The sequence below is a fragment of the Brevibacillus fortis genome, from assembly GCF_046196545.1.
Classification (GTDB): domain Bacteria; phylum Bacillota; class Bacilli; order Brevibacillales; family Brevibacillaceae; genus Brevibacillus; species Brevibacillus fortis_A.
In genome coordinates this window covers 1,507,144-1,527,821 of sequence record NZ_CP176370.1, presented here as the reverse complement: position 1 = coordinate 1,527,821, position 20,678 = coordinate 1,507,144, and the positions used below count along the sequence as shown (strand labels likewise).

Sequence of the window (20,678 nt, the reverse complement as noted above, 5' to 3'; positions counted from 1 at the left end):
CGTTTCCGTAATCATTATATGGTGGACCTATCGGGATCGAACCGACGACCTCTTGACTGCCAGTCAAGCGCTCTCCCACAGTGCTTAGTTGTACTACCCGGGATTGCCAAACTTAAGGCTTGTATCTGAACACGGTATGGCACGCTCAATGGACATCTCTTTATTTGAACCGCTGGGCCTGCCTTGAAGGCATAATGGTCAGTTCCGGAATGTTGACATGCTCAGGCTGCTCCAGTGCATAGAGTGCCGCCTCTGCAACATCATCGGGATGTAACGGCAAGACCCTCGAAGCAAACGCGCGAATTTCATCCTCGGAATACCCGGCCACCTGAGAAAATTCTGTTGCCACCGCCCCGGGCTGAATCGTAGTAACGCGAATTCCCTGAGAGATTGTCTCCAAACGCAATGCAGACGCTATGGCGTTAACGCCGTATTTGGTGGCACTGTATGGGCCTCCTCCGGCAATCACTTCCTTGCCCGCAATGGAGGAGATTATGATGACATCTCCCTTACCCTGGCCCAGCATTGGCGGGAGTCCGTACCGCAACGTCAGCATAAGACCGTGTACATTCGTCCTGTACAGCTCCTCCCATCTTTCCAGATCTACTTCTACCAAAGGACTTCGATACCCTAATCCGGCATTGGCGACTACAATGTCAAGACGCCCCCAGCGGTTAATAATGACATTGACAACATGCTGTACTTCTTCAGCTTTTTGAATATCGGCAGGTACCGCCATAACCTCGTACAATCCCTCTTTATACAAGTCGTGAACCAGCTCATCTAATAAATCTCGTCGGCGTGCCACTACGGCTACATATGCGCCACGCTTTGCCAGTTTCCTGGCAATCGATGCCCCAATGCCGCTGCTGGCGCCTGTCACCAAGACTACTTTTCCGGCCAGACTCTCCTTCGTATTCCAAGATAACGCCAAATCATCCAGTTTCATTACGCACTCTCCCATTCCAACATTATTTTGTTAAAGGCAGGCGATGAACACCCTGGCTGCCTCCTGGCGCAGTTCCTATATATAAATATCCGTTATGGCTTGCAGCCGTAGTAACGCCATACAGTGTGCCTTCCGGATCGTGCCAGCTGCCGATAAGCTCCCCCTGCGGGCTGAATTCCGCAGCAAGCCCATGCTTCGCCGGTGCGCTTGCGCCGCTAAGCAGCGCCTGCGGTACTTTGGCCATGATACTGGCCAACCAAGGGTTGCTATGCATCTGATCTACAAAAGCAATGCGAGTCGTGAAGATACCGACCCAGAAATGACCTTGCTCATCGCGCGTAATGTTGTCTGGAAAGCCTGCGAGATTGTCTGCGAAAATATCAGATGTACCCTTCTTTGGACCTTTCAGCCAGTATCTGGTCAACTGATAATGATACGATTCCGCCACAAGCACAAAATCTTCATCCGCAGACAAGGCAATCCCGTTTGCAAAATAGAGGCCTTCTAACAGGACGGTCGTCTGTTTGGTCATTGGATCGTACTTCAGCAAACGTCCATGCGGCTTGTTCTCGGCAATTTCTTTGAAGGTCACGCTGCCGTAGTTCGAGGTATCGGAAAAATAAATCGAGCCATCCTGGGCAATATCAAGTTCATTAGCTAAATAGATCGGCTGGCCGCCCACTTGATCGGCCAATACTACTATGCTCCCGGATGGGTTTATAGACAGCAGTCCCCTCTTGATATCAGTAACAATCAAATTTCCATTGGCGTCGAATTTAAGCCCATTTGGCGTGCCTTTGGTGTCTGCAAACACTTGAGCCTTTTGCGGATTGCCCTTTGCATCGAAAGCAACCTTGTAAATTTTCCCGCCCGAATCTCCAGTATACAGAACGCCTTCCTTATCAAATGTAATGAACTCCGGGAATCGGGGAGCATCCGTAACAAGCTGAGCCGAGCTCAGTTTGTTGTTCTGTTTCCACGGACCTTCCTGCTGAAACGAGGGGGGCGTTGGCGCAGACCATTTGGCCGGTTCAACAGGTGAAGGCGCCAGCAAGAGAACAGTCACTCCAATCAGCGGAACCGCAAGAAGCGCCAGCCCCCATCTTAGTACTCGTTTAAGCGAGGAGCGTTTCCGACGATTCGTGTCTTCAGCAGTTTTTTTGGAGAGAGCTGATGTATGAAGGGGCATTAGTTAGTCTCCTTTATCATGTAAGCAAGATTTTTAGATTTGGACTACTATTTTGCCGAAATATTGCTTTCCTTCAGCCAAGAGCGTGAATGCTTCTCCAATTCGATCCAGCGGGAACACACGGTCGATGACGGGATGTAAAGATTGATGAGCAATCGCTCGGTTCATCCGCTCAAAGTGATCGCGGTTACCGACTTGACTGCCGCGAATTGTTGCGGCTTTCTGCAAAATGCCAGTGACATCATATTCTGGAATGGTCAAGCCCGATAAGAACCCGGCCAAGCTTAAGGTTCCTCCAATGCGAAGCGCATTTATGGATTTTTCCATCGTTTCAGCTCCTCCAACATCCAGAACATGATCGACGCCGCAGCCAGTCAGCTCTAACGCTGCCTTATCCCAATCGGGAACTTCCGAATAGTTGATCGTTTGCCATGCGCCGAGAGCTTTCGCCCGTTCCAGCTTGGCGTTGCTGCTCGAGGTAATGATAACCCGTGCTCCTGCCATAACAGAGAATTGAAGCCCGAAGATGGAAACACCGCCTGTTCCTTGCAGCAATACGGTGTCACCCGCTTGCAAACCACCGTATTCGATGAGCATGCTCCACGCGGTTAATGCTGCGATCGGCAAGGTGGAGGCTTCCTCCCAAGAGAGGTGATCCGGAATAGGGACAACTCCGTTTTCCGAGAGAACGACATACTCGGTCGCTACTCCGTTCAACGGACCTCCCAGGCTTTCTCCTAACACATCCGGTCTTGGGTTGCCGGCAATGAAGCGTTGTTGCAGATTACCCGCTACCCGGTCTCCAACCTGAAACCTTGTTACTCCCTGGCCAACGGCTACAATTTCTCCCGCTCCATCTGATAATGGAATGAAGGGAAATTTGATTTCGACCGGCATGAATCCATTCAGGATCACCAGATCCCGGTAATTAAGAGAGGCGGCCCTCATGCGAATCAGTACTTCTTGTGGGCCCGGCGTTGGTATTTCGAGTTCCGTCAAGGCCAAATTATTTAAGCCGAAGCCATTTGTCAGTTGTATAGCTTTCATCGAGTTATTCCCCCTGCAAGATCAGATTGATTTCCCGGATTCTTGTAATTACCGGATCCTTCGCGCGGACGAAGCATGCTTCCCACAAGCCGAAGGCCTTGCTTTCGTGTCATGAATCGCGATAGCTGCGCTCCGAAATAATTCTGTACACCCGGAACCACATACAGTTTTCCAGCCTTCAACGCGCGAAGTGCAACCTCTACGACTCTTTCCGGACTGTCTTTCTTACCGACGGAGGCTTCTTCCGCTCCTACAACATTAAAGAAACGGGTGTCCGTCGAACCGGGACAAAGCGCGAAGAACTTTATGCCGCGGTCGCGGTTTTCCCACCATAACGCTTGAGTAAACGACAATACGAAAGCTTTCGTCGCCCCATATACGGCCATATAGGGAAGTGGTTGAAATCCGGCGGTTGAAGAAACATTAATAACTGCACCTGAGCTCCTGCGCAACATGTCCGGCAAGAACAAGTGGGTCATATCTACAACAGCAGCGACATTGAGCATGACCTCTTCATGCTGACGCTCACCTGATACTTGCTCAAACAAACCATGCGTAGCAAAGCCTGCATTGTTGACCAGCAGTTCGATCCCCACTTTCAAAAGTTGGCATTGCTGATATAACTCGCTAGGCGCGCCCTCCTTCGCAAGATCCATGGAGATAACCACGGCTTTAATGTCATACATCTTTTTGAGCTCGGATGCCAGGCTCTCGAGCTTGCTCTCCGATCTGGCCACAAGCACCAAGTGGCTGCCTTGTTTGGCCAGTTGCCTCGCGAATTGCTCACCAATACCGGAAGAAGCTCCCGTGACGAGCGCCCATTTTCCTTTGATTGTCATAGCATTATTCTCCTTTTAGATACTATGTTTTAATTCAGAAACACCGTTACTGTATGATCAAAAATAAACCCCAACTTCCAAGAAAGTTAAGAATCATTGAACTTTAAAGGTAACGGTGTTTCCATTGGGACTCATTGTAATCTCCCTTTTCTAGAAAGTCAATATGATCTTTGAACATCCATCGTCACATTGACAACTGCCCAACAACTATATAAAATTCCTGATAAGAGAATCGGAAACTTTGTTTCCTAACGAAAACGCGATAACCAAAGGTGATGATTATGAGAGACCGAGATATCTCCTCCAATGCGAACACACGAATGTTGAAAACCTACCAGGAAGCTCGCTTGCAAAATATTGAAAATCTCCGCAAGCTCGTTGTTGATGCTGCGGCAACACTCTTGCAAGAAGAAGGTCCGGAAGCCGTTACCGTGCGTAAAGTAGCGAAGAAAATGGATTGCTCGACAAAAATCATATATAGCTTGTTTGTCAATAAAGAGGGCTTGGCTCAGCAGTTGTATCTGGATGGTTGTAAGCTTCTCACTAACCAATTAGAGGGGGCGCCGCAAGCTGCTGATCCATCACAGCAATTGTTGAATTTAGGGGAAGCATTTTGGCAATTCGGGCAGCGTTATACCAGCTATTATAAGTTGATGTTTGGAGGAGCCTTCGCAGATTTCAAACCAGACGAGAAAAGCATGCATGGCACTGTAACAGCCATGCAACAATTATTGATCGTGATCAACAATGCGAAAGAGCGAGGACTGATTCCCGACCAATATGACACGGAATCTGTTGTACGTATGTTCTGGGCCTCACTCCACGGCGTTATTCATCTTTACATTGGTGGACACTTGGGAGATGTACAATCCGCCTATGCGGTTTACAGTCAAACGTTGTCTTTGATTGTCAGCTCGTTGTTGCCAGATCATAGCACCTAAAGAGGTCTTCAGAAAATCTTGTGCAATAATATGGTATGATTGTGTGTCTTTATGGCATCCCATAGAGGGATGAGCTAATTTTGATCTAATGGCTGACAATTCATACTCGCTGGGGACTTTTAATGGTAGATTCAGATGCCGTGCTCCTCCGTAAACGCCAAATAACCCCCAACTTTTGAAAAGATGGGGGTTATTTGACGTTTGCCAGATTCTATTATGTATTTGAAGTTACAGACGAGATGCAAGAATTAAATCCAATTACCATCAAATTATTAATGAAATAATTGAAAGCAAATATTTTTTATATGATGGTTGTTAAGTATTGTAAATCCAGACGCCGTGCGCGGCAATCTTCTAGTCTCAGCTCATATTGTGAAAAAACAAAAAAGCGGTATCTCTGCCGTTTTGAAGGTCAAGTATGGTGGAGACAAGGGGGATCGAACCCCTGACCTATTGACTGCCAGTCAAGCACTCTCCCGAAGTGGTTAGTTTCACTACCTATTTGAATATTAAGGATCATCATCATTAAGGTAAATGTGTTAGGTTAAGCCCAAATCGGCATCCTTAACACAGCTTCATTCTTATGCTCGTTATTTACCGTCCAAATTAATTGTCGCTGTTTCCAGCATAGATTTCCAATCAGCAAAATCCGTCTCCCTTGCAACATACCGATTAAAAAGTTCGTCAGGAATATTAGTAATATCTTCTTGCGTCTTTATTTGAAAGTTGCCTTTCTGTACAAACTCTCCAAAGCTCTTAAAGCTGGAATGCTTACTCATAAATGCTTCATTAAACAACTTCTCTAATGAAATATGAGTCGGATCTTCTTGAATCGTTCTCTGGCCTTGTAAGTCCTTCAGCAGTTCATCAAACGACATTGGCTTTTGCTTTCTCAGAATACCACCCCTAGATCTATTTTATCGATTCCTTGCTACCTTGTCGACAACGAAGCTCACGTGTTTTCAAGCCACTTCCCAAAGTCAGCGCCTTTTTTCCTTGGCGGTAGTTGAATATCTTCGCCAAATTCTTTGAGCTTACGGAATGCAGCCTCTTGAACTTTATACACGGCATCATTCTTCATTCTATTCGTGAGTACAGCGATGGTTTGTTTGTTTTTCCACTGACCTAACTCTTCTACAGCATCTAAACGTTCTCTCCAATTGGATGCTCGGCTCGCAGATATTTTTAATTGCTCATAATTTGAAGGTAACTCATTTTTAAATTCATTTTTATCCAAATGATCCCATCCTGTTTTATTTTTATTGCCTACATTTCAGGCTTTGCCGCCTTTTTGATTACCGGAAGTGGTTCCGCCATCCTGATTCGTGCCTTTGCTTTTATAGGGTTTTGGTGCGTTTTTTGCTCTGTTGTCACTAGCTTGCCAACGGTTCCAGCCCTTTTTGTCTGTTCCCCTGCCTGTTCCACCCTTGCCCTTAGCTTTACTCAATTAATCACCCCATTATGGCTTATGATTAACTTCTCACTACTAACATACGGCACTCCACATGCGTGATATACATGAAGGAAACCATAGCGACTTCATCGACTTAGAACAGTATAACTTAAGTATTTAAAAAAAACGACATCTCTGCCGTTTCCGTAGTAGTTAAATATGGTGGACCCTATCGGGATCGAACCGACGACCTCTACACTGCCAGTGTAGCGCTCTCCCAGCTGAGCTAAGGGCCCATATATATGGTACTTCCAGCGTTTACCGCTTCAGTAAAATCAGTATAGCATACGCCCGCCGTACACTGCAAGCGAAAAAAACCGATAAATCCCCGTCCCAACTGAAAAAACCACGAAAAAAAGCCAACCGATCTCAACCGGTTGGCTTCTCTCATTTCCCAATCAATCCTACTATCTTACCGTCACCACAATCGGTGTCTTCTTCCCACCATACTGCACATAAATCGTTGCTTTACCCGACCCTGTCGCTTTGATGACGCCGTCCTTCACATCGGCTACCAACAGGCGAGAAGTGGTCCAGAGAGCTGGCTTGGTGACATTTTGCTCAGAGCCATCCATGTACGTCGCGATGGCGGTCACTTGCTTCACTTCGCCTTTGCTCATCACGAGCTGGACGACATCTGTCTTCAAGTATTTCAACATATCAACATCGACTGGGATGGACACGCTCTTGTCGTTGTATCTCGCTGTAACCGTCGTTTTGCCGTAGGCACGTCCTGAAACGAGGCCTTTGGTTACATCTGCTACCTTGTAGTTGCTCGTCTTCCAGTCAGCCAGATTGGTAACATCCATCGTGCGGCCATCTGAGAAGGTAGCTGTCAAGGTTACTTGTACGTTGCTGTTCGACTTCGTAGATACGAAGCGCTTGTTTGCTTCCAGCTTGCTCACGATTCCGACTTCTACCGGGATGCTGATCGATTTGCCGCCGTATTTCGCGGTGATCGTCGCACGTCCGTTTGAGAGACCTGTTACGCGGCCGTTTACCACATCCGCTACTTTCAACGAGGACGAGGACCATTCTGCATCGTTGGTCACATTGTCCGAATTGCCAGCGGAGTCTGTTGCGTTCAGCTTGATCTCTTTTGATTCATTGACGTTCAAGATCAGCATGCGAGGATCAACAGAGAGATTCGTCGCTTGGTCTACTTCTACCGCAATCGTAACCGATTTGCCATCGAAGGTACCCGTTACGGTCGTTTTCCCTGCTCCTGTCGCCGTGATCTTCCCGTTCATGACTTCTGCTACAGCAGCAGAAGCCGTGCTCCATGTCGCTGTATCTGTTACATCCTTGGTCGTTCCATCTGCGTAAGCTGCTGTCAGCTTAACGGTTTCGGACTTGCCATTTCCAAGCACGATCTTTTTCTTGTCTACCGTCAATGTCTGCATGACGCCAACCGATACGGAAATGTTCACTGTGCGTGTTCCGTATGTAGCTGTCACAGTCGCTGCACCTGTCGACACACCTGTAATCAAGCCTTGACGCACGCTTGCTACGTTTGGTGCACTCGAAGACCAAACAACTTTTTGTGTGACATCTTCAGCAGGAGTGCTTCCATCTGGATACGAAGCCTTTACCGTCACTTGCTTCGCGCCCCCTACTGGGATCGCTACAGTCGTGATATCTGCGGTCAAGTTTTGCGGTACATCTACATCGACAACCAGTGTCGCTGTTTTTCCGCCGTATTTAGCGGTTACATTCGCCGTTCCAGCTTTGTAGGCGGATACGGTCTTGCCGCTTGCAAATACAACATCTGCATTATCCGAAGACCACTCTACTTTTGAAGTGATATCTTCACTTTTTCCGTTTGCGAAGGACGCGTTTACAATTACGTCTTTCGTTGTTCCGCTTTTCATCGGCAGGTAAGCTGGAACGATATACAAGGAACGAGGTACTTCTACATCCACGCGTACCTGTACAGATTTGTTTCCGTACTTGGCAGTAATCACGGCTTCACCGGACTTGACCGCATGGATTTTCCCGTTGCTGTAGTACGCAACCTCCTCGCGATCAGAGGACCATTCGGCCTTATCATTCACAACTGTGGAACCGCCGCCGTTGGCATAAGTTGCTTTCAGCTCTATGTCTTCTTCCTTGCCCACATTCATAAAAATGTTTTGCTTGTTTAGCTCCAATTTTTGCGTTGTATCCACATCGACTTTGATCGTCGCTGTTTTTGTTCCATACTTCGCCGTAATGGTTGCTGTACCCGCGCCATAGGCCTTGATCGTTCCTTTGAGCGCATCGGCTACAGCGGTATTGTCTGAAGACCATTCAGCCTTGTCGGAGACATCCTCCGTTACACTTCCATCCGGGAAAATGGCCTTGAGCTTGATTGTTTCTTCGCCGTTCAGCAAGAGTGAAACCTGGTTTTTGTTAGGCTCCAGTCTGTGAGCAATCTCTACGTTTACAGAGATCGTCGTCGTCTGGCTGCCAAACTTCGCTGTCACGGTACCAGTTCCTGAATTCAAACCTTTGATTGCACCGTTGACTACAGTCGCAATCGCAGGATTATCGATGGACCAGTCTGCTTGAGTTGTTACGTCTTCTGTTGTCCCATCGCTGTATACTGCTGTCAGCTTTACGTTTTCCGTGTTGCCGATCCGTACGTTCAACGTTTGATCTTCTGTCGTCAGTGCCTTTACCTTTTTCGTTACGGTTACACCTACTACAACAGGCTTACCCATATACGTAGCTGTTACGGTTGATTTTCCTACCGATTTGGCTGTAATCTGTCCCGCATATACAGAGGCTACATCCGCATTTTGCGTGGTCCATTCTGTCTTGACGGTGACGTCTTCCGTTTTTCCGCTCACATAAACAGCGGTAGCCGTCAGTTTGGTAGAATCTCCATTTTCCAATGTTACCTCGTTCTTGGACAGAACGAGTCGGCTGATTTCATCGGCAGCCAATCCTACCCCTGCGTTTCCAGTCCCCACTAATAGCAGGACGGCCAGAAACAAGAGCATCGTTTTTTTCCAGAACATCACTAGCCTCCCTCGCAAGTATGAAATTTGCTGTTCTTCGAAACCACTCCACCATTACTATATCGGCAAAGAGCAAGGAACAATTTACTAGTTTTTCGTGTCAGGCGTGTGTCAAGGTTTGTAACTAGCTCCCCTTTCAAACGTCTAAATAAAGAGAGCGACTACGAGGGAGATTTCGAAGAATGAAAAATCGAACGATAAACGCACAGCGTCCTTGCTGGCGCGGGATATGGATAGTATTGGGGATTGTCATGCTGCTCGGTCTGATATGGTCGGGCTACAACTGGTACCGCATCGAACAGACGATTGAGGGAGCTAACGCCCGGCCCGCAACGGTCGGCATTGTCCTGGGTGCAGCTGTCTGGGGTGAGGGGCCTAGTCCTGGTCTGCGCGAACGTCTGGAGCAGGCGGCGACTCTGTATGAAGAAGGTTATGTATCGAAGCTGTTGGTCACAGGCGGCCTTGGTGAAGGCAAAACAATCACGGAAGCTGCTGTGAGCAGAAATTACTTGGTTGCCAAAGGAATTCCCGAAGAGGACATTTTGCTAGAAAGCAAGTCTACCAGCACATACGAAAACCTGCTGTACGGCCAGCAGGTCTTGCAGGAACACGATATTCAAGACGCCCTGATCATCAGCCACGACTATCATTTGGCCCGTGCAATGGTCATGGCTGACTCACTGGGAATTGTCGCCTCGCCTGTAGGGACGACGTCACACGTCCTGTTTGGACCGTATCATAAGGCGAGAGAAGTACTCGCACTCACGTATTGGGAGCTCTCTCGCCTCTGGACACAAGTGCTAGGAACGGTGGTTCTCGCGTAAAATTTCATACACATCGACAAAATGGCGGATTCGCTCCATGATGCGAGCCGCTTTTGTTTGTTCAATCCGATTTCCGTTGGAGATAGATAGATGCTCTTGCAGTTCATTCAGCGCGTAGTTTGAGGTAAACAGCGTTGGCAAATGGTTGTTTGCCCGCTGATTTAATATTACCCCCAAAATCTCGTCCCGAACCCATGGTGTCAGGTTCTCCGCACCGATATCATCGAGGATCAGTACCGGTACTTCTTTCAGCAGCTCCAGCTTCCCCGCGTAGGATTGATCCGAGATAGAGTCCTTCATCTCCCGGATAAAGTCAGGTACATAAACCAGCAAGGAAGCGACATTGCGCTCCGAGAGCTCGCGACCGATTGCTCCCATGATGTAGCTTTTTCCAACCCCAAACGGACCGTGCAGATAAAGCCCTTTTACCCGCTCGCCTGTTCCGACTTTTTCACAGAACTGAATCGCCGCATCTACGGTAGCCAAATTCCCGGAGTCAATGACCAAGCCCTCAAAGCTCGCATTCAAGGTCTCTTCGGAAACGTAATAGCTGCGCATCAGTCGGCGGCGGCGAATCTCTTCCTCGTGCGACAGTTGCTTGGAACAGGGCGTCATCGAGCTGATAATATGCTGGTGAGCCAGCTCCAATTGAGTGCTATGCCCCTTGACCAAATTCGGGCATTCGCCAAGACCCGGACAACGCTCACACCAATACTGCTCTTTGACTGCCGTATAGATGTTGGAGAGCGAGCGGAGGTAATCGTCCCTGGTCAATTCGGGATGCTCTTGTTGAAATGCTTTTAAATACGCGGACGAACGGAACATTTTATCTAACTGCTGATCCGGTGTCAGCAACTGACGCGGTGTTCGTTTGGCGAGCTCTTGCATGAACTCACTGATAGATTCCACGTTCCCTCACACTCCTTATTTCCGTTTTCGCAAGGTTTCCAGTCTTTTCTGCAAGTCTGGAAAATCCTGAATGGATTGTTTCTTTTCAGCGTCCGATGCGGATTTCTCCTGCGACAGCTGCCACTCGACAGATGCTGGCAGCTTGTCCTGCAAAATGGCTCGACCATTCCGTCTGACAGGGGCCGATTCCTTCTTGCCCGCTTTTGCCTTCTCAGCGGTTTGTGCCCGTTGATCCGCACGTTCGAGGATCTGCTTGACTGCCTCGTCAACTGTCGCGATTCGCTTCGCTTTCCAGCTGTCACGAATCGTCTCCATGTACGCTTTTGGCAACTCCATTTGCATGCTGGCTAGCGTATGGATTAACAGCGCATTGACGACTTCCGGTTGCATCCCATCCGCAAATACAAGCGTTTCAGCCCGTTCCAAAAACACCTTGCTGATTCTGCCACCAACGACCTTTTCCAACAGGGTCACCGGAGATAACTGGCGACAAGCACGGATAAAGGCTTCGCTGCCTGGCTCAGGCAAGCGACCAGGACCCCATCCATCCTCTGTCGTATCAGTTGCAGGCGCAGTTCGGTATAGCTTGTCTTCTGTGTAGCGTTGCACCAAACGCTTGCGCAAAACTTCTCCGTCCAAACTCCGATCCGATTTGTACAACGTCCAATCACGCAGCTCCTGCCCCATCCCCCAGCTGTCCAGCTGATAGAAATGGCACAGCGAGAACAACAGCTCCATGCTCTTGCCTTCCAAAACTTTGACCGAGTCGGCATTATCCGGCAAGTACAGGCGCAAGGACGATACACTCAACGAATGGTTGACTTGTGCCTCGTAGCCAGATTTCATCGGAGCTTGCGGGAAGCTGGTTTCCATCTCGGTTAAAAACTGATCGCGCTCCGATCCTTTTTTCACTTCCAGCTCCGATTGTTTTAACGACTGGAACACATCATGGAAGTCTTTCGTGACGTTTTCCACAATAGAGTATTCTTGATCCAACTGACTGCCAAGCGTATCTGCATAATGCTGGCGCAGTTGCGAATAGCGAACGTTTTCGATTTTGTTTAACAACATCAACGACAGTACATAGTCTGCAAAAAACTCAGCCGGACTAAGCGGCGGTTTGATCAAGTACTCGTAATAATAGTCACGCTGCTGATTTTCCCTGCGGCGCACCTCGACTAGCCCGATTGCCTCCAGACGTTCACGCGCATCTAATAGCCGATCCAGAGAAAGCGAAGTCGTCAGCATCAAACTGCGATGGGTCCCCTCCGAGGAGGCTCCGCTCACCTCCTGCACGCCATGGACGAGCAGTTGGTAGAGAGCGTACGATTCGACACCGATGATCGGCAAGTATAGCTGCGTAACAAAGCCCATTTCGGCAAAGCCAATCGGTCTTGCCATCCGCACCAGATAACGATCCTTCGGCAACAATTCGTTCCAAACTAAACGACGCATCAGATCTTTCCTTCCTGACAAAATTCGATTCTTTTATTATAGCACGACTACCCATTCATTCGCGGAAAAATCAGCTGGAAAGCCAAAGAAGCCCTGGCGGATCGGCCGCAAGAGCATGAGGGAGAAGTGCGAGTCTGGTAGAAAAAAGCTTATCTATTCTTTTGGAAACGAGCTGTTTCGCGCTTGAGCCAAAAGCTCCTCCAGCTCTTTCATAAATACATTGATATCTTTGAATTGGCGGTATACAGAAGCGAAGCGCACATATGCGACCTCATCGACATGGTATAAACGCTCCATGACCTTCTCCCCAACGTCATTGCTTGGGATCTCCGCTTGCCCGCAGCTGCGCAATTCTTTTTCAATGTCGTTCACTACATTTTCAAGCACTTCCAACGGCACTGGACGCTTTTCGCAAGCACGCACCAACCCGCGTAATATCTTGTCTCGACTGAATTCCTCGCGTGTTCCGTCCTTTTTCACAATTAACAAAGGTGTTTCTTCTACCATTTCAAAGGTAGTAAAACGGCGCTCGCAGGCTTCGCACTCACGGCGACGACGAATGGATTTATTATGATTGAAAGGACGTGAATCCAGGACTCTAGTCCCATTATATTCGCAAAATGGACAACGCATATCAGAATCAACTCCAATACTGACAATACTTGTCTACAGTGTCCCTCATATTCCTGTCAGAAGTCAAGTCAATCCTTGTACCTATTTAAAGCATAAGTCGAATGGAGTACAATTATGGTACTGTTGGAGGGATAGTCATGCGTTTAGTATCTTTAAGGCACCTACAGCCTGGAATGAAATTGGGACGTACGGTCTTCACAGAAGATGGAAAGGTGCTACTTGGAACTGGTATGCAATTAACGGAACGACTCATTTCCGGATTAGAGCGAGCTGGTGTTGATTCGGTGTATATCGATGATCCCCGTACCAATGACATCGTTGTGGAAGAAGTGATTCGCCCACAAACCAGGCAAGTAGCTGTGGAAGCCATCGAGAAGACTATGAAACAAATTACAAACTCAAACAAGCTGGCCCGGAAAATTTCCTTAAAAGAAATGGGGCTTCATTTTCAGCGTGCCTTTAGTTCGATTTTGGACGACCTGATGCAAAACAAGCAAATGGTTGGACATTTGACGACGATCTCTTCTCATTCGCCATCCTTATACCATCACTCCGTGAATGTGGCCGTGCTGGCGACTGCTGTGGGCATGTCTCTGGGTTACAATCGCACACAGCTCATGAACTTAGGGGTAGGCGCCATGCTGCACGATATCGGCAAAGTGAGCCTGCCTGAAGAGCTGATGCAAAAAACAGAGCGTTGGACGGACGAAGAGAAGGAAATCGCCAAAGAGCACACGATGCTTGGCTTTAATTTGTTGCGAAAGCAGCATGACATCTCGCTTTTGTCAGCACACGTCTGCTTGCAACACCATGAACGGCTAAATGGAAGCGGCTATCCGCAGGGATTATCTGGCAAGCAAATACACGAATTCGCACAAATCGTCGGCATCTGTGATATCTATGACTCCTTGACTTCCCCACGTCCATGGCGCAAGCGGTACATGCCACAGGATGCTGTGGAATACCTGTTTGGATCTGGCGGTACGCTGTTCGAGCATCATCTAGTAAATGCTTTTATCAAGCACATAGCTATCTTCCCGATTGGAAGCAGCGTCGTTTTGAATACCGGAGAAGTCGGGGTAGTAAGTCGGGTTGATCCGGACTATTCACATCGCCCTACTGTACGTGTGCTAAAAGACGGCCGAGGAAACGATGTTCCTAGCCCTTATGACCTCGATCTCAAGGCGAACATCCGACTGTTTATTGTCGGCTTTGAAGATGATGATCTGTTTAACGTGAACTCATTAGATGAATCTTCTACCTCATCGTAAATACGAAGCAACGAAAAACCCCTTTGCTCGAAATCAGCAAAGGGGTTTTGTTTATGCTACTTATTTCACACCTACAGCAGCTGCTTCTTTTGTTGCAGCTTGATTGTTCTGCTCGGATACGTGGCGAACCAAGTCTACGACACGGCAGGAGTAGCCCCACTCGTTATCGTACCAAGCAATCACTTTCACCTGATTGTCTCCCATTACCATCGTAGACAGACCGTCGATGATCGAGGAGTGATCGTTGCCATTGAAATCGCTGGATACGAGCGGCTCGTCGCAGAACTCGAGGTAGCCTTTCATGCTGCCTTCGCTCGCTTCACGCAGGACGCGGTTTACTTCGTCCAATGTAACTGGCTTCTTCGTATTGACCACCAAGTCTACAACAGAAACATTTGGAGTCGGTACGCGCAAGGAAAAACCGTTCAGCTTGCCATTCAATTCTGGCAGAACGATTCCTACTGCACGAGCAGCTCCTGTCGTCGTTGGAATGATGGACTCGCTAGCTGCACGTGCACGACGCAGGTCTTTATGTGGATTGTCGAGATTCACCTGATCGTTTGTAAACGAGTGAATTGTAGTCATGAGACCTTGTTCGATACCGAATGCATCGTTGAGTACTTTTGCCACAGGTGCGAGACAGTTGGTCGTGCAGGAAGCATTGGAGATAATGTGGTGATTGGCATGGTCGTAGGTGCCTTCGTTTACACCCATCACGATCGTGACGTCTTCTTCTTTCGCTGGTGCTGTAATCACAACTTTTTTCGCACCGCTTTGCAGGTGCTTGCCAGCGCCTTCGCGATTGTTGAACTTGCCTGTAGCTTCTACTACGATCTCTACTCCGAGGTCGCCCCAAGGCAGCTTCAGCGGATCACGGTCAGACAGTACAACTGTTGCTTTTCCATCTACGATAATCTTGTTGTCTTGGACTTCCACTTTATTTTGCAGGCGTCCGTGGATCGTATCATATTTCAACAAATGTGCAAGCGTCTCCGCTGGGTAGCTGGCGTTAATTGCAACGATTTCAATGTTGGGGTCCTGGATAGCGCGGCGGAATACCATGCGGCCAATACGTCCGAAACCATTAATACCGATTTTAATTGTCATATATAGAAACCCCTTTCGAATTGAGTTACGCTTATCTGATACTTTTATTATAATAAGTATGACACAATTATCAATGTGTTTTACTGAAAAATAAATATTTGGACGATTTACCCTACCCAAAAATAGAGAAAAAAGCCGCTCTCTTATCAGCAAGAGAGCGGCTTTTCATGATTTTTAACGTAATTGAAAGTCGTATATATTTTTGTAACGATCATGATAATAGAGCACTCGCTGGACATATTGTCGGGTCTCCCCATATGGAATGTCCTCAATCGTCTCTCGAGTTCCGTTCCATTGCTCACTCGCGAGCCATCCGTTTACTTTGCCCGGACCGGCGTTGTAGGCGGCAATGACTTTGACAATATCCCCATCATAGCGGGATAGCAAAAAATCGAGATACCATGTCCCAATATCGATGTTCATGACAGGGTCGTACAAGTATTGACTGTCCTTTGGGCGGAAGCCTGCCTCCTTGACGATCCACTGCGCTGTTTCCGGCATGATTTGCATGAGCCCGACCGCACCTTTTTTCGAAACGCGATCTGTCGCAAACCCACTCTCGGAACGAATGACGGCCAATACCAAATGAGGGTCCACCTCGTATTTCAGTGCAGCCGTCACAATCTGTTGCTCATATTTGATCGGGTACATCCATTTCCACACCAATGGCGTGTTTAGCAGCAGAAATACACTCGCCAAAACGAGCAAGATCAATGCTGCACGTTTGCCAAAACTCATGATTGACGCTCCGATCGAATCGCGGCCAATACGGCCTCCACTTGACGCTCGGTTTCTTCACGCGAACCAGAATTATCGATCAAAAAGTCTGCACCCTGCTTCTTCTGATCAATGGGAAACTGCGCCCGCAGTCTTTTTCGTGCTTGTTCTTCTTCCAATTCGTCGCGCTCCAGCATTCTCGCCAATTGCATCTCGTAGGGCGCATAGACGACCACGATTTTTTCTACCATATGCGTAAGCTTGCTCTCATACAGCAGAGGAATGTCCATAAAGACGATCTCCGCTCCATTCGCTTCCGCTGCTTCGGCCTCTTCCCGCATGACGCGGCGTACCTCGGGATGGACGATGGCGTTCAGCTTTTGACGCTCGGACTCGTCCGAAAACACGATCTCACCTAGTTTTTTCCGATCAATTTGACCATCTTCCAATAGGATTTCTCTTCCAAAATGGCGCACGATCGCTTCATAGGCTATTTTACCTGGTTCTACGACCTCTCTGGCGATTTGGTCAGCGTCAATAACAGGAATTCCACGCTCTCGAAGCATACCTGTCACCGTGCTTTTCCCAGTGGCAATTCCGCCTGTTAACCCTAGTATCATGCCCATCCTCCTCCCTTGGTAGAAATGTTATTGCTGCTTTGTGAAAAACTTCTCGAAGTTTTTCATGAAAATATAATGACCGCTTGCGGTCGCCAAAAGAAACGGTCACTACCGGTTCTTTTGGCAGTCCGGGCAAATATGCGTCCCTCTGCCGCCGACTACAAACCGAATGATTTCGGCCCCGCACTTCGTACACGCCTCATCTTTTCGTCCATAAACTAATAGAGATTGCTGAAACATTCCCATCTCGCCCTGTCCGTTCACATACGACTTGATGGAGCTACCACCTTGTTCTACCGCTTCTTGCAAGGTAGAGACGATGCTTTCATGCAGTCGGATAACTTCTTTATCTGTCAGCGTTGCTGCTGGTTTCTCCGGATGAATGCCTGCTTTAAAGAGTGACTCGTCCACATAAATATTCCCCAGCCCTACAATACATTCCTGGTTTAGGAGAAGCGGCTTAATTTTTGTTGACCGTCCTTTTAACAATTTCCCCAAAACTTCAGGAGTAAAACTTTTATCTAGCGGTTCTACCCCCAGTTTTGCCAAAGGTCCGACGGTTGTTTCCTTCCCCTTAGGGAACAAATCCATCGTCCCGAACTGGCGAACATCCCGATAACGCAGCTCCGTTCCGTCCGTAAAATGGAAGACGACATGGGTATGCTTCTCAACGGGATCATCCGCCTGATACACGCCATAGCGCCCTTCCATTCGCAGATGGGACACGAGCACGTCCTCGTTTAAGAAAAACTGAATGAATTTTGCCCGCCGTTGGATATCCTGGATGGTTTGTCCCACCAAAAGAGATTTGAAAGCTTCCACATCATCTGGCTGACGCACAATACGCGCCAAATGAACACTTACTTTCTCAATCGTTTTTCCCATAACCAAGCCACGCAGAGTCCGTACGACGGTTTCTACCTCCGGCAATTCTGGCATATGCCCTCCTCCTCTCGCTGTCTATCGATCTTTATGTTCTAGGCATGCCTACTTCGCATCATACCAGGTACGTCCATCACTGACGTCCGCCTTGAGCGGAACGTTGAGGGACAACGCACTCTCCATTACTTCTGGCACCAGCTGGCGCATGACCTCAAGCTCATTTTCTGGCACTTCAAATACAAGCTCATCGTGCACCTGCAAAAGCATGCGGCTAGCGAGACCTTTCTCCTCGATTGCCTCCTGCATGCGAATCATCGCCAGCTTGATCACATCGGCAGCTGTCCCCTGGATCGGCGTATTCATCGCGGTACGCTCAGCAAACGAACGCAGGTTAAAGTTGCTGCTGCGAATATCAGGCAGGTAGCGGCGGCGGTTCAACAAGGTCGTCACATAGCCATCCGCCTTCGCCTGTTGAACAATCTCGTCCATCCAGCGCTTCACACCGGAGAAGACATCAAAGTAACGCTCAATGAAGTCCCCGGCTTCTTTACGGGTAATATTGAGGTTTTGCGACAGACCGTAATCGCTGATGCCGTATACAATCCCGAAGTTGACCGCTTTGGCCTGACGGCGCATCAGCGAGGTCACTTCTTTCTCACTCACACCAAATACGTCCATGGCGGTGCGGGTATGAATATCCATTCCTTTTTGGAAGGCGTCAATCAAGTTCTCGTCTTGTGATATATGGGCCAAAATCCGCAGCTCAATCTGGGAATAGTCGGCCGCCAGCATGTACCAGCCGTCCTCTGATGGGATAAACGCCTCGCGAATCTTGCGTCCTTCTTCCATGCGGATCGGGATATTTTGCAGATTCGGGTCCGTACTGGACAGGCGCCCTGTCGCCGTTGTCGCTTGGTTGTAAAGCGTATGCACCTTGCTCGTCTTCGTATGGATTTCCTTGGTCAAACCCTCAATATACGTAGAGCGGAGCTTGCCGAGCTGACGGAAGGTCAGGATCGCATCGATGATCGGATGATACGGCGCGAGCTTCTCCAATACATCTGCACTGGTAGAAGGCCCTGTTTTGGTCTTTTTCAATACAGGCAGAGACAAGCGGTCAAACAAAATCTCACCCAATTGCTTCGGCGAGTTGATGTTGAATGCTCCACCCGCCAGCTCGTAAATTTGATCTGTCAGACCCGCGAGCTTTTTGTCCAAGTCTTCCCCCATTTGCACGAGGCGCTCACTATTTACCTTCACGCCTTGCTTTTCCATGAGTGCCAGTACCATACTCAGCGGAGCTTCCAATTCGCCGAGCAGCTTTTCCATTTCATTTTCTGCCAGCTGCTCACGCAAAACAGGCACGCTCTGCCAGATTGCGGCCGCTTTATGCGCCACATGCTCGCTCAGTACGTCCATTTCAGGAACAAGACGCTTGGCACCCTTGCCGTACACCTCTTCATCTGACAAAACCCGTGTCTGTGCGTATTGTGCCGCAATGCTATCCAAGGTTGGGTTGCTCTCAGCCGCATTCAGCAGGTAAGAAGCGAGGTACACATCAAAGCTGATGCCTTTTATCGCCAATTCATGCCAAGCGAGTCCAACCGTGTCTCGCTTGCCATCAAATACCCACTTCTCCTTCGCCGGATCAGCCAGCCACTCACAGAGTGCCTTCCATTCCTTGGCTACGTCCCATGGAACGAACATCACCGTATCTTCCGCAGCCAGTCCCATTCCGAGGAAAGGCGCATGATGATAGTTTTCCCCGTCCATTTCGATGTAAAGGGCCATTGGCGAAGTCAGCTTGGACTCGTACGCCGCTTTGTTTTCCTCTGAAATCCTCTCAAACGAAAACGGCTTAGCGTCTGCTTGTCCGCTTCCATCTGCTGGTTGTGCCACTTTGATCTTGGACAAGAGCGATTTGAACTCCATCTTTTTAAAGAACTCGCTGAGAGGCACGCCATCATAGCCTTCATAGCCGGTCTCTTGCACATCCAGCTCCACAGGCGCTTCACGCAAAATGGTTGCCAAGGCTTTACTCATGTTCGCCTTGTCCACATTCTCACGCAGGTTCTCTTGCAGCTTTTTGCCCGAGACTTTATCAATGTTTTCCAGTACTTGCTCGACAGAGCCGTATTCGTGCAGCAGCTTCAGCGCTGTTTTCTCTCCGACACCAGGGACACCTGGAATGTTGTCGGACGAATCGCCCATCAAGCCTTTCAGATCAATTATTTGCAGCGGCTTAAGGCCGTACTTTTCTTGAATTTCTTGCGGAGTATACAGCTCGATTTCGCTGACTCCCTTGCGCGTCAAAGCGACGGATACATGCTCAGACACGAGCTGCAGCATATCTTTGTCTCCGGTAATGACAGTCGTTTTCCAAGCTTGCTCATCTGCCTGCTTCGTCAACGTACCGATAATGTCATCCGCCTCGTAGCCTTCCAGCTCGAAGCGTTTGATTGAGAAGGCATCCAACAGCTCCCGAATCAATGGAAACTGTTCAGACAGCTCCGGCGGAGTTTTGCTGCGTCCCCCTTTGTACTCTGCATACTCGCTATGGCGAAACACGACTTTTCCCGCGTCAAAAGCAACCATAATATGCGTTGGCTTCATTTCCTCCAACACTTTTAACAGCATAGTCGTAAAGCCCAGCACTGCGTTCGTATGCAGTCCTGCCGATGTGGACAATAAAGGGAGCGCATAAAACGCCCGGTTCGCAACACTGTTTCCATCAATCAACACAAAATGACTCAAGGAATTCGACCCCTCTCGTTACAAAACTACTATCTTTAATCGTAACATAGGGCAAACATCAAAGCCAAGCCGTAGATATGGCGGGT

General features: G+C 48.5%; 18 protein-coding genes, 1 tRNA gene and 1 pseudogene. 3 read left to right on the top strand and 17 right to left on the bottom strand.

Annotated features, from left to right (window positions below; genetic code table 11):
* Positions 1–160: 160 nt before the first annotated feature.
* The 4 genes from ACKKE8_RS08110 to ACKKE8_RS08095 are packed head-to-tail and all read right to left on the bottom strand — an operon-like array spanning position 161 to position 4,024.
* Entirely contained in the window at positions 161–949 is a 789-nt protein-coding gene (locus tag ACKKE8_RS08110) for an SDR family oxidoreductase (RefSeq protein WP_409177713.1), read from the bottom strand.
* A 22-nt stretch (positions 950–971) separates the two neighbouring features.
* Complete coding sequence (locus tag ACKKE8_RS08105) at positions 972–2,138, bottom strand: SMP-30/gluconolactonase/LRE family protein (protein ID WP_409177712.1); 1,167 nt, start codon at positions 2,136–2,138, stop codon at positions 972–974.
* A 33-nt stretch (positions 2,139–2,171) separates the two neighbouring features.
* Positions 2,172–3,185, bottom strand: a complete 1,014-nt coding sequence (locus ACKKE8_RS08100) for a zinc-dependent alcohol dehydrogenase family protein (RefSeq protein ID WP_409177711.1) — start codon at positions 3,183–3,185, stop codon at positions 2,172–2,174.
* The gene (locus ACKKE8_RS08095; protein WP_409177710.1) at positions 3,182–4,024 is read right to left on the bottom strand and encodes an SDR family NAD(P)-dependent oxidoreductase; all 843 of its coding nucleotides are present in this window, start codon (positions 4,022–4,024) and stop codon (positions 3,182–3,184) included. Before ACKKE8_RS08095 ends, ACKKE8_RS08100 begins: the two co-directional genes overlap by 4 nt.
* 281 nt (positions 4,025–4,305) lie before the next feature.
* Between ACKKE8_RS08095 and ACKKE8_RS08090 the strand changes: the two genes are divergently transcribed.
* Entirely contained in the window at positions 4,306–4,965 is a 660-nt protein-coding gene (locus ACKKE8_RS08090) for a TetR/AcrR family transcriptional regulator (RefSeq protein ID WP_409177709.1), read from the top strand.
* Between the two features lie 590 nt (positions 4,966–5,555).
* Here the strand turns inward: ACKKE8_RS08090 and ACKKE8_RS08085 are convergent.
* From ACKKE8_RS08085 to ACKKE8_RS08065, 5 genes and pseudogenes are all read right to left on the bottom strand, one after another.
* On the bottom strand, positions 5,556–5,843 hold the full coding sequence (locus tag ACKKE8_RS08085; protein ID WP_409177708.1) for a hypothetical protein: 288 nt from the start codon (positions 5,841–5,843) through the stop codon (positions 5,556–5,558).
* A gap of 107 nt (positions 5,844–5,950) precedes the next feature.
* Positions 5,951–6,202, bottom strand: a pseudogene (locus ACKKE8_RS08080) (HEAT repeat domain-containing protein); the annotation flags it as partial.
* Between the two features lie 36 nt (positions 6,203–6,238).
* Positions 6,239–6,412 carry a DUF3934 family protein gene (locus ACKKE8_RS08075; protein ID WP_087344747.1) on the bottom strand — a complete coding sequence of 58 codons (174 nt, stop codon included), beginning with the start codon at positions 6,410–6,412 and terminating at the stop codon, positions 6,239–6,241.
* A 166-nt stretch (positions 6,413–6,578) separates the two neighbouring features.
* Positions 6,579–6,654: transfer RNA gene (locus tag ACKKE8_RS08070), tRNA-Ala, on the bottom strand.
* A gap of 171 nt (positions 6,655–6,825) precedes the next feature.
* Positions 6,826–9,420, bottom strand: coding sequence for an Ig domain-containing protein (locus tag ACKKE8_RS08065; protein WP_409177707.1), 2,595 nt, complete (start codon positions 9,418–9,420; stop codon positions 6,826–6,828).
* Between the two features lie 182 nt (positions 9,421–9,602).
* Between ACKKE8_RS08065 and ACKKE8_RS08060 the strand changes: the two genes are divergently transcribed.
* The gene (locus ACKKE8_RS08060; protein ID WP_409177706.1) at positions 9,603–10,244 is read left to right on the top strand and encodes a YdcF family protein; all 642 of its coding nucleotides are present in this window, start codon (positions 9,603–9,605) and stop codon (positions 10,242–10,244) included.
* On the opposite strand, the gene dnaI is transcribed toward ACKKE8_RS08060, so the two are convergent.
* The 3 genes from dnaI to nrdR all read right to left on the bottom strand — a co-directional run bounded on the left by dnaI (position 10,221) and on the right by nrdR (position 13,241).
* Positions 10,221–11,153, bottom strand: coding sequence for a primosomal protein DnaI (gene dnaI, locus ACKKE8_RS08055; protein ID WP_144617152.1), 933 nt, complete (start codon positions 11,151–11,153; stop codon positions 10,221–10,223). The genes ACKKE8_RS08060 and dnaI overlap by 24 nt on opposite strands.
* A gap of 15 nt (positions 11,154–11,168) precedes the next feature.
* Complete coding sequence (locus tag ACKKE8_RS08050) at positions 11,169–12,608, bottom strand: replication initiation and membrane attachment family protein (RefSeq protein ID WP_409177705.1); 1,440 nt, start codon at positions 12,606–12,608, stop codon at positions 11,169–11,171.
* A 153-nt stretch (positions 12,609–12,761) separates the two neighbouring features.
* Positions 12,762–13,241 carry a transcriptional regulator NrdR gene (nrdR, locus tag ACKKE8_RS08045; protein WP_012685137.1) on the bottom strand — a complete coding sequence of 160 codons (480 nt, stop codon included), beginning with the start codon at positions 13,239–13,241 and terminating at the stop codon, positions 12,762–12,764.
* Between the two features lie 137 nt (positions 13,242–13,378).
* On the opposite strand from nrdR, the gene ACKKE8_RS08040 reads away from it, so the two are divergent.
* Positions 13,379–14,512: an HD-GYP domain-containing protein gene (locus tag ACKKE8_RS08040; RefSeq protein ID WP_409177704.1), complete on the top strand. Its 1,134-nt coding sequence runs from the start codon at positions 13,379–13,381 to the stop codon at positions 14,510–14,512.
* A gap of 60 nt (positions 14,513–14,572) precedes the next feature.
* Here ACKKE8_RS08040 and ACKKE8_RS08035 read toward each other — a convergent pair whose 3' ends face one another.
* The 5 genes from ACKKE8_RS08035 to polA all read right to left on the bottom strand — a co-directional run bounded on the left by ACKKE8_RS08035 (position 14,573) and on the right by polA (position 20,592).
* On the bottom strand, positions 14,573–15,619 hold the full coding sequence (locus tag ACKKE8_RS08035) for a glyceraldehyde-3-phosphate dehydrogenase (protein ID WP_047070639.1): 1,047 nt from the start codon (positions 15,617–15,619) through the stop codon (positions 14,573–14,575).
* Between the two features lie 174 nt (positions 15,620–15,793).
* Positions 15,794–16,357 carry a lytic transglycosylase domain-containing protein gene (locus ACKKE8_RS08030; RefSeq protein WP_409177703.1) on the bottom strand — a complete coding sequence of 188 codons (564 nt, stop codon included), beginning with the start codon at positions 16,355–16,357 and terminating at the stop codon, positions 15,794–15,796.
* On the bottom strand, positions 16,354–16,962 hold the full coding sequence (coaE, locus tag ACKKE8_RS08025; RefSeq protein WP_409177702.1) for a dephospho-CoA kinase: 609 nt from the start codon (positions 16,960–16,962) through the stop codon (positions 16,354–16,356). The genes ACKKE8_RS08030 and coaE overlap by 4 nt, the downstream gene beginning before the upstream one ends.
* A 102-nt stretch (positions 16,963–17,064) precedes the next feature.
* On the bottom strand, positions 17,065–17,895 hold the full coding sequence (gene mutM / locus ACKKE8_RS08020) for a DNA-formamidopyrimidine glycosylase (protein WP_409177701.1): 831 nt from the start codon (positions 17,893–17,895) through the stop codon (positions 17,065–17,067).
* Between the two features lie 48 nt (positions 17,896–17,943).
* A complete protein-coding gene (gene polA / locus ACKKE8_RS08015) occupies positions 17,944–20,592 on the bottom strand; it encodes a DNA polymerase I (protein ID WP_409177700.1) in 2,649 nt (882 codons plus the stop codon).
* Positions 20,593–20,678: the final 86 nt, after the last annotated feature.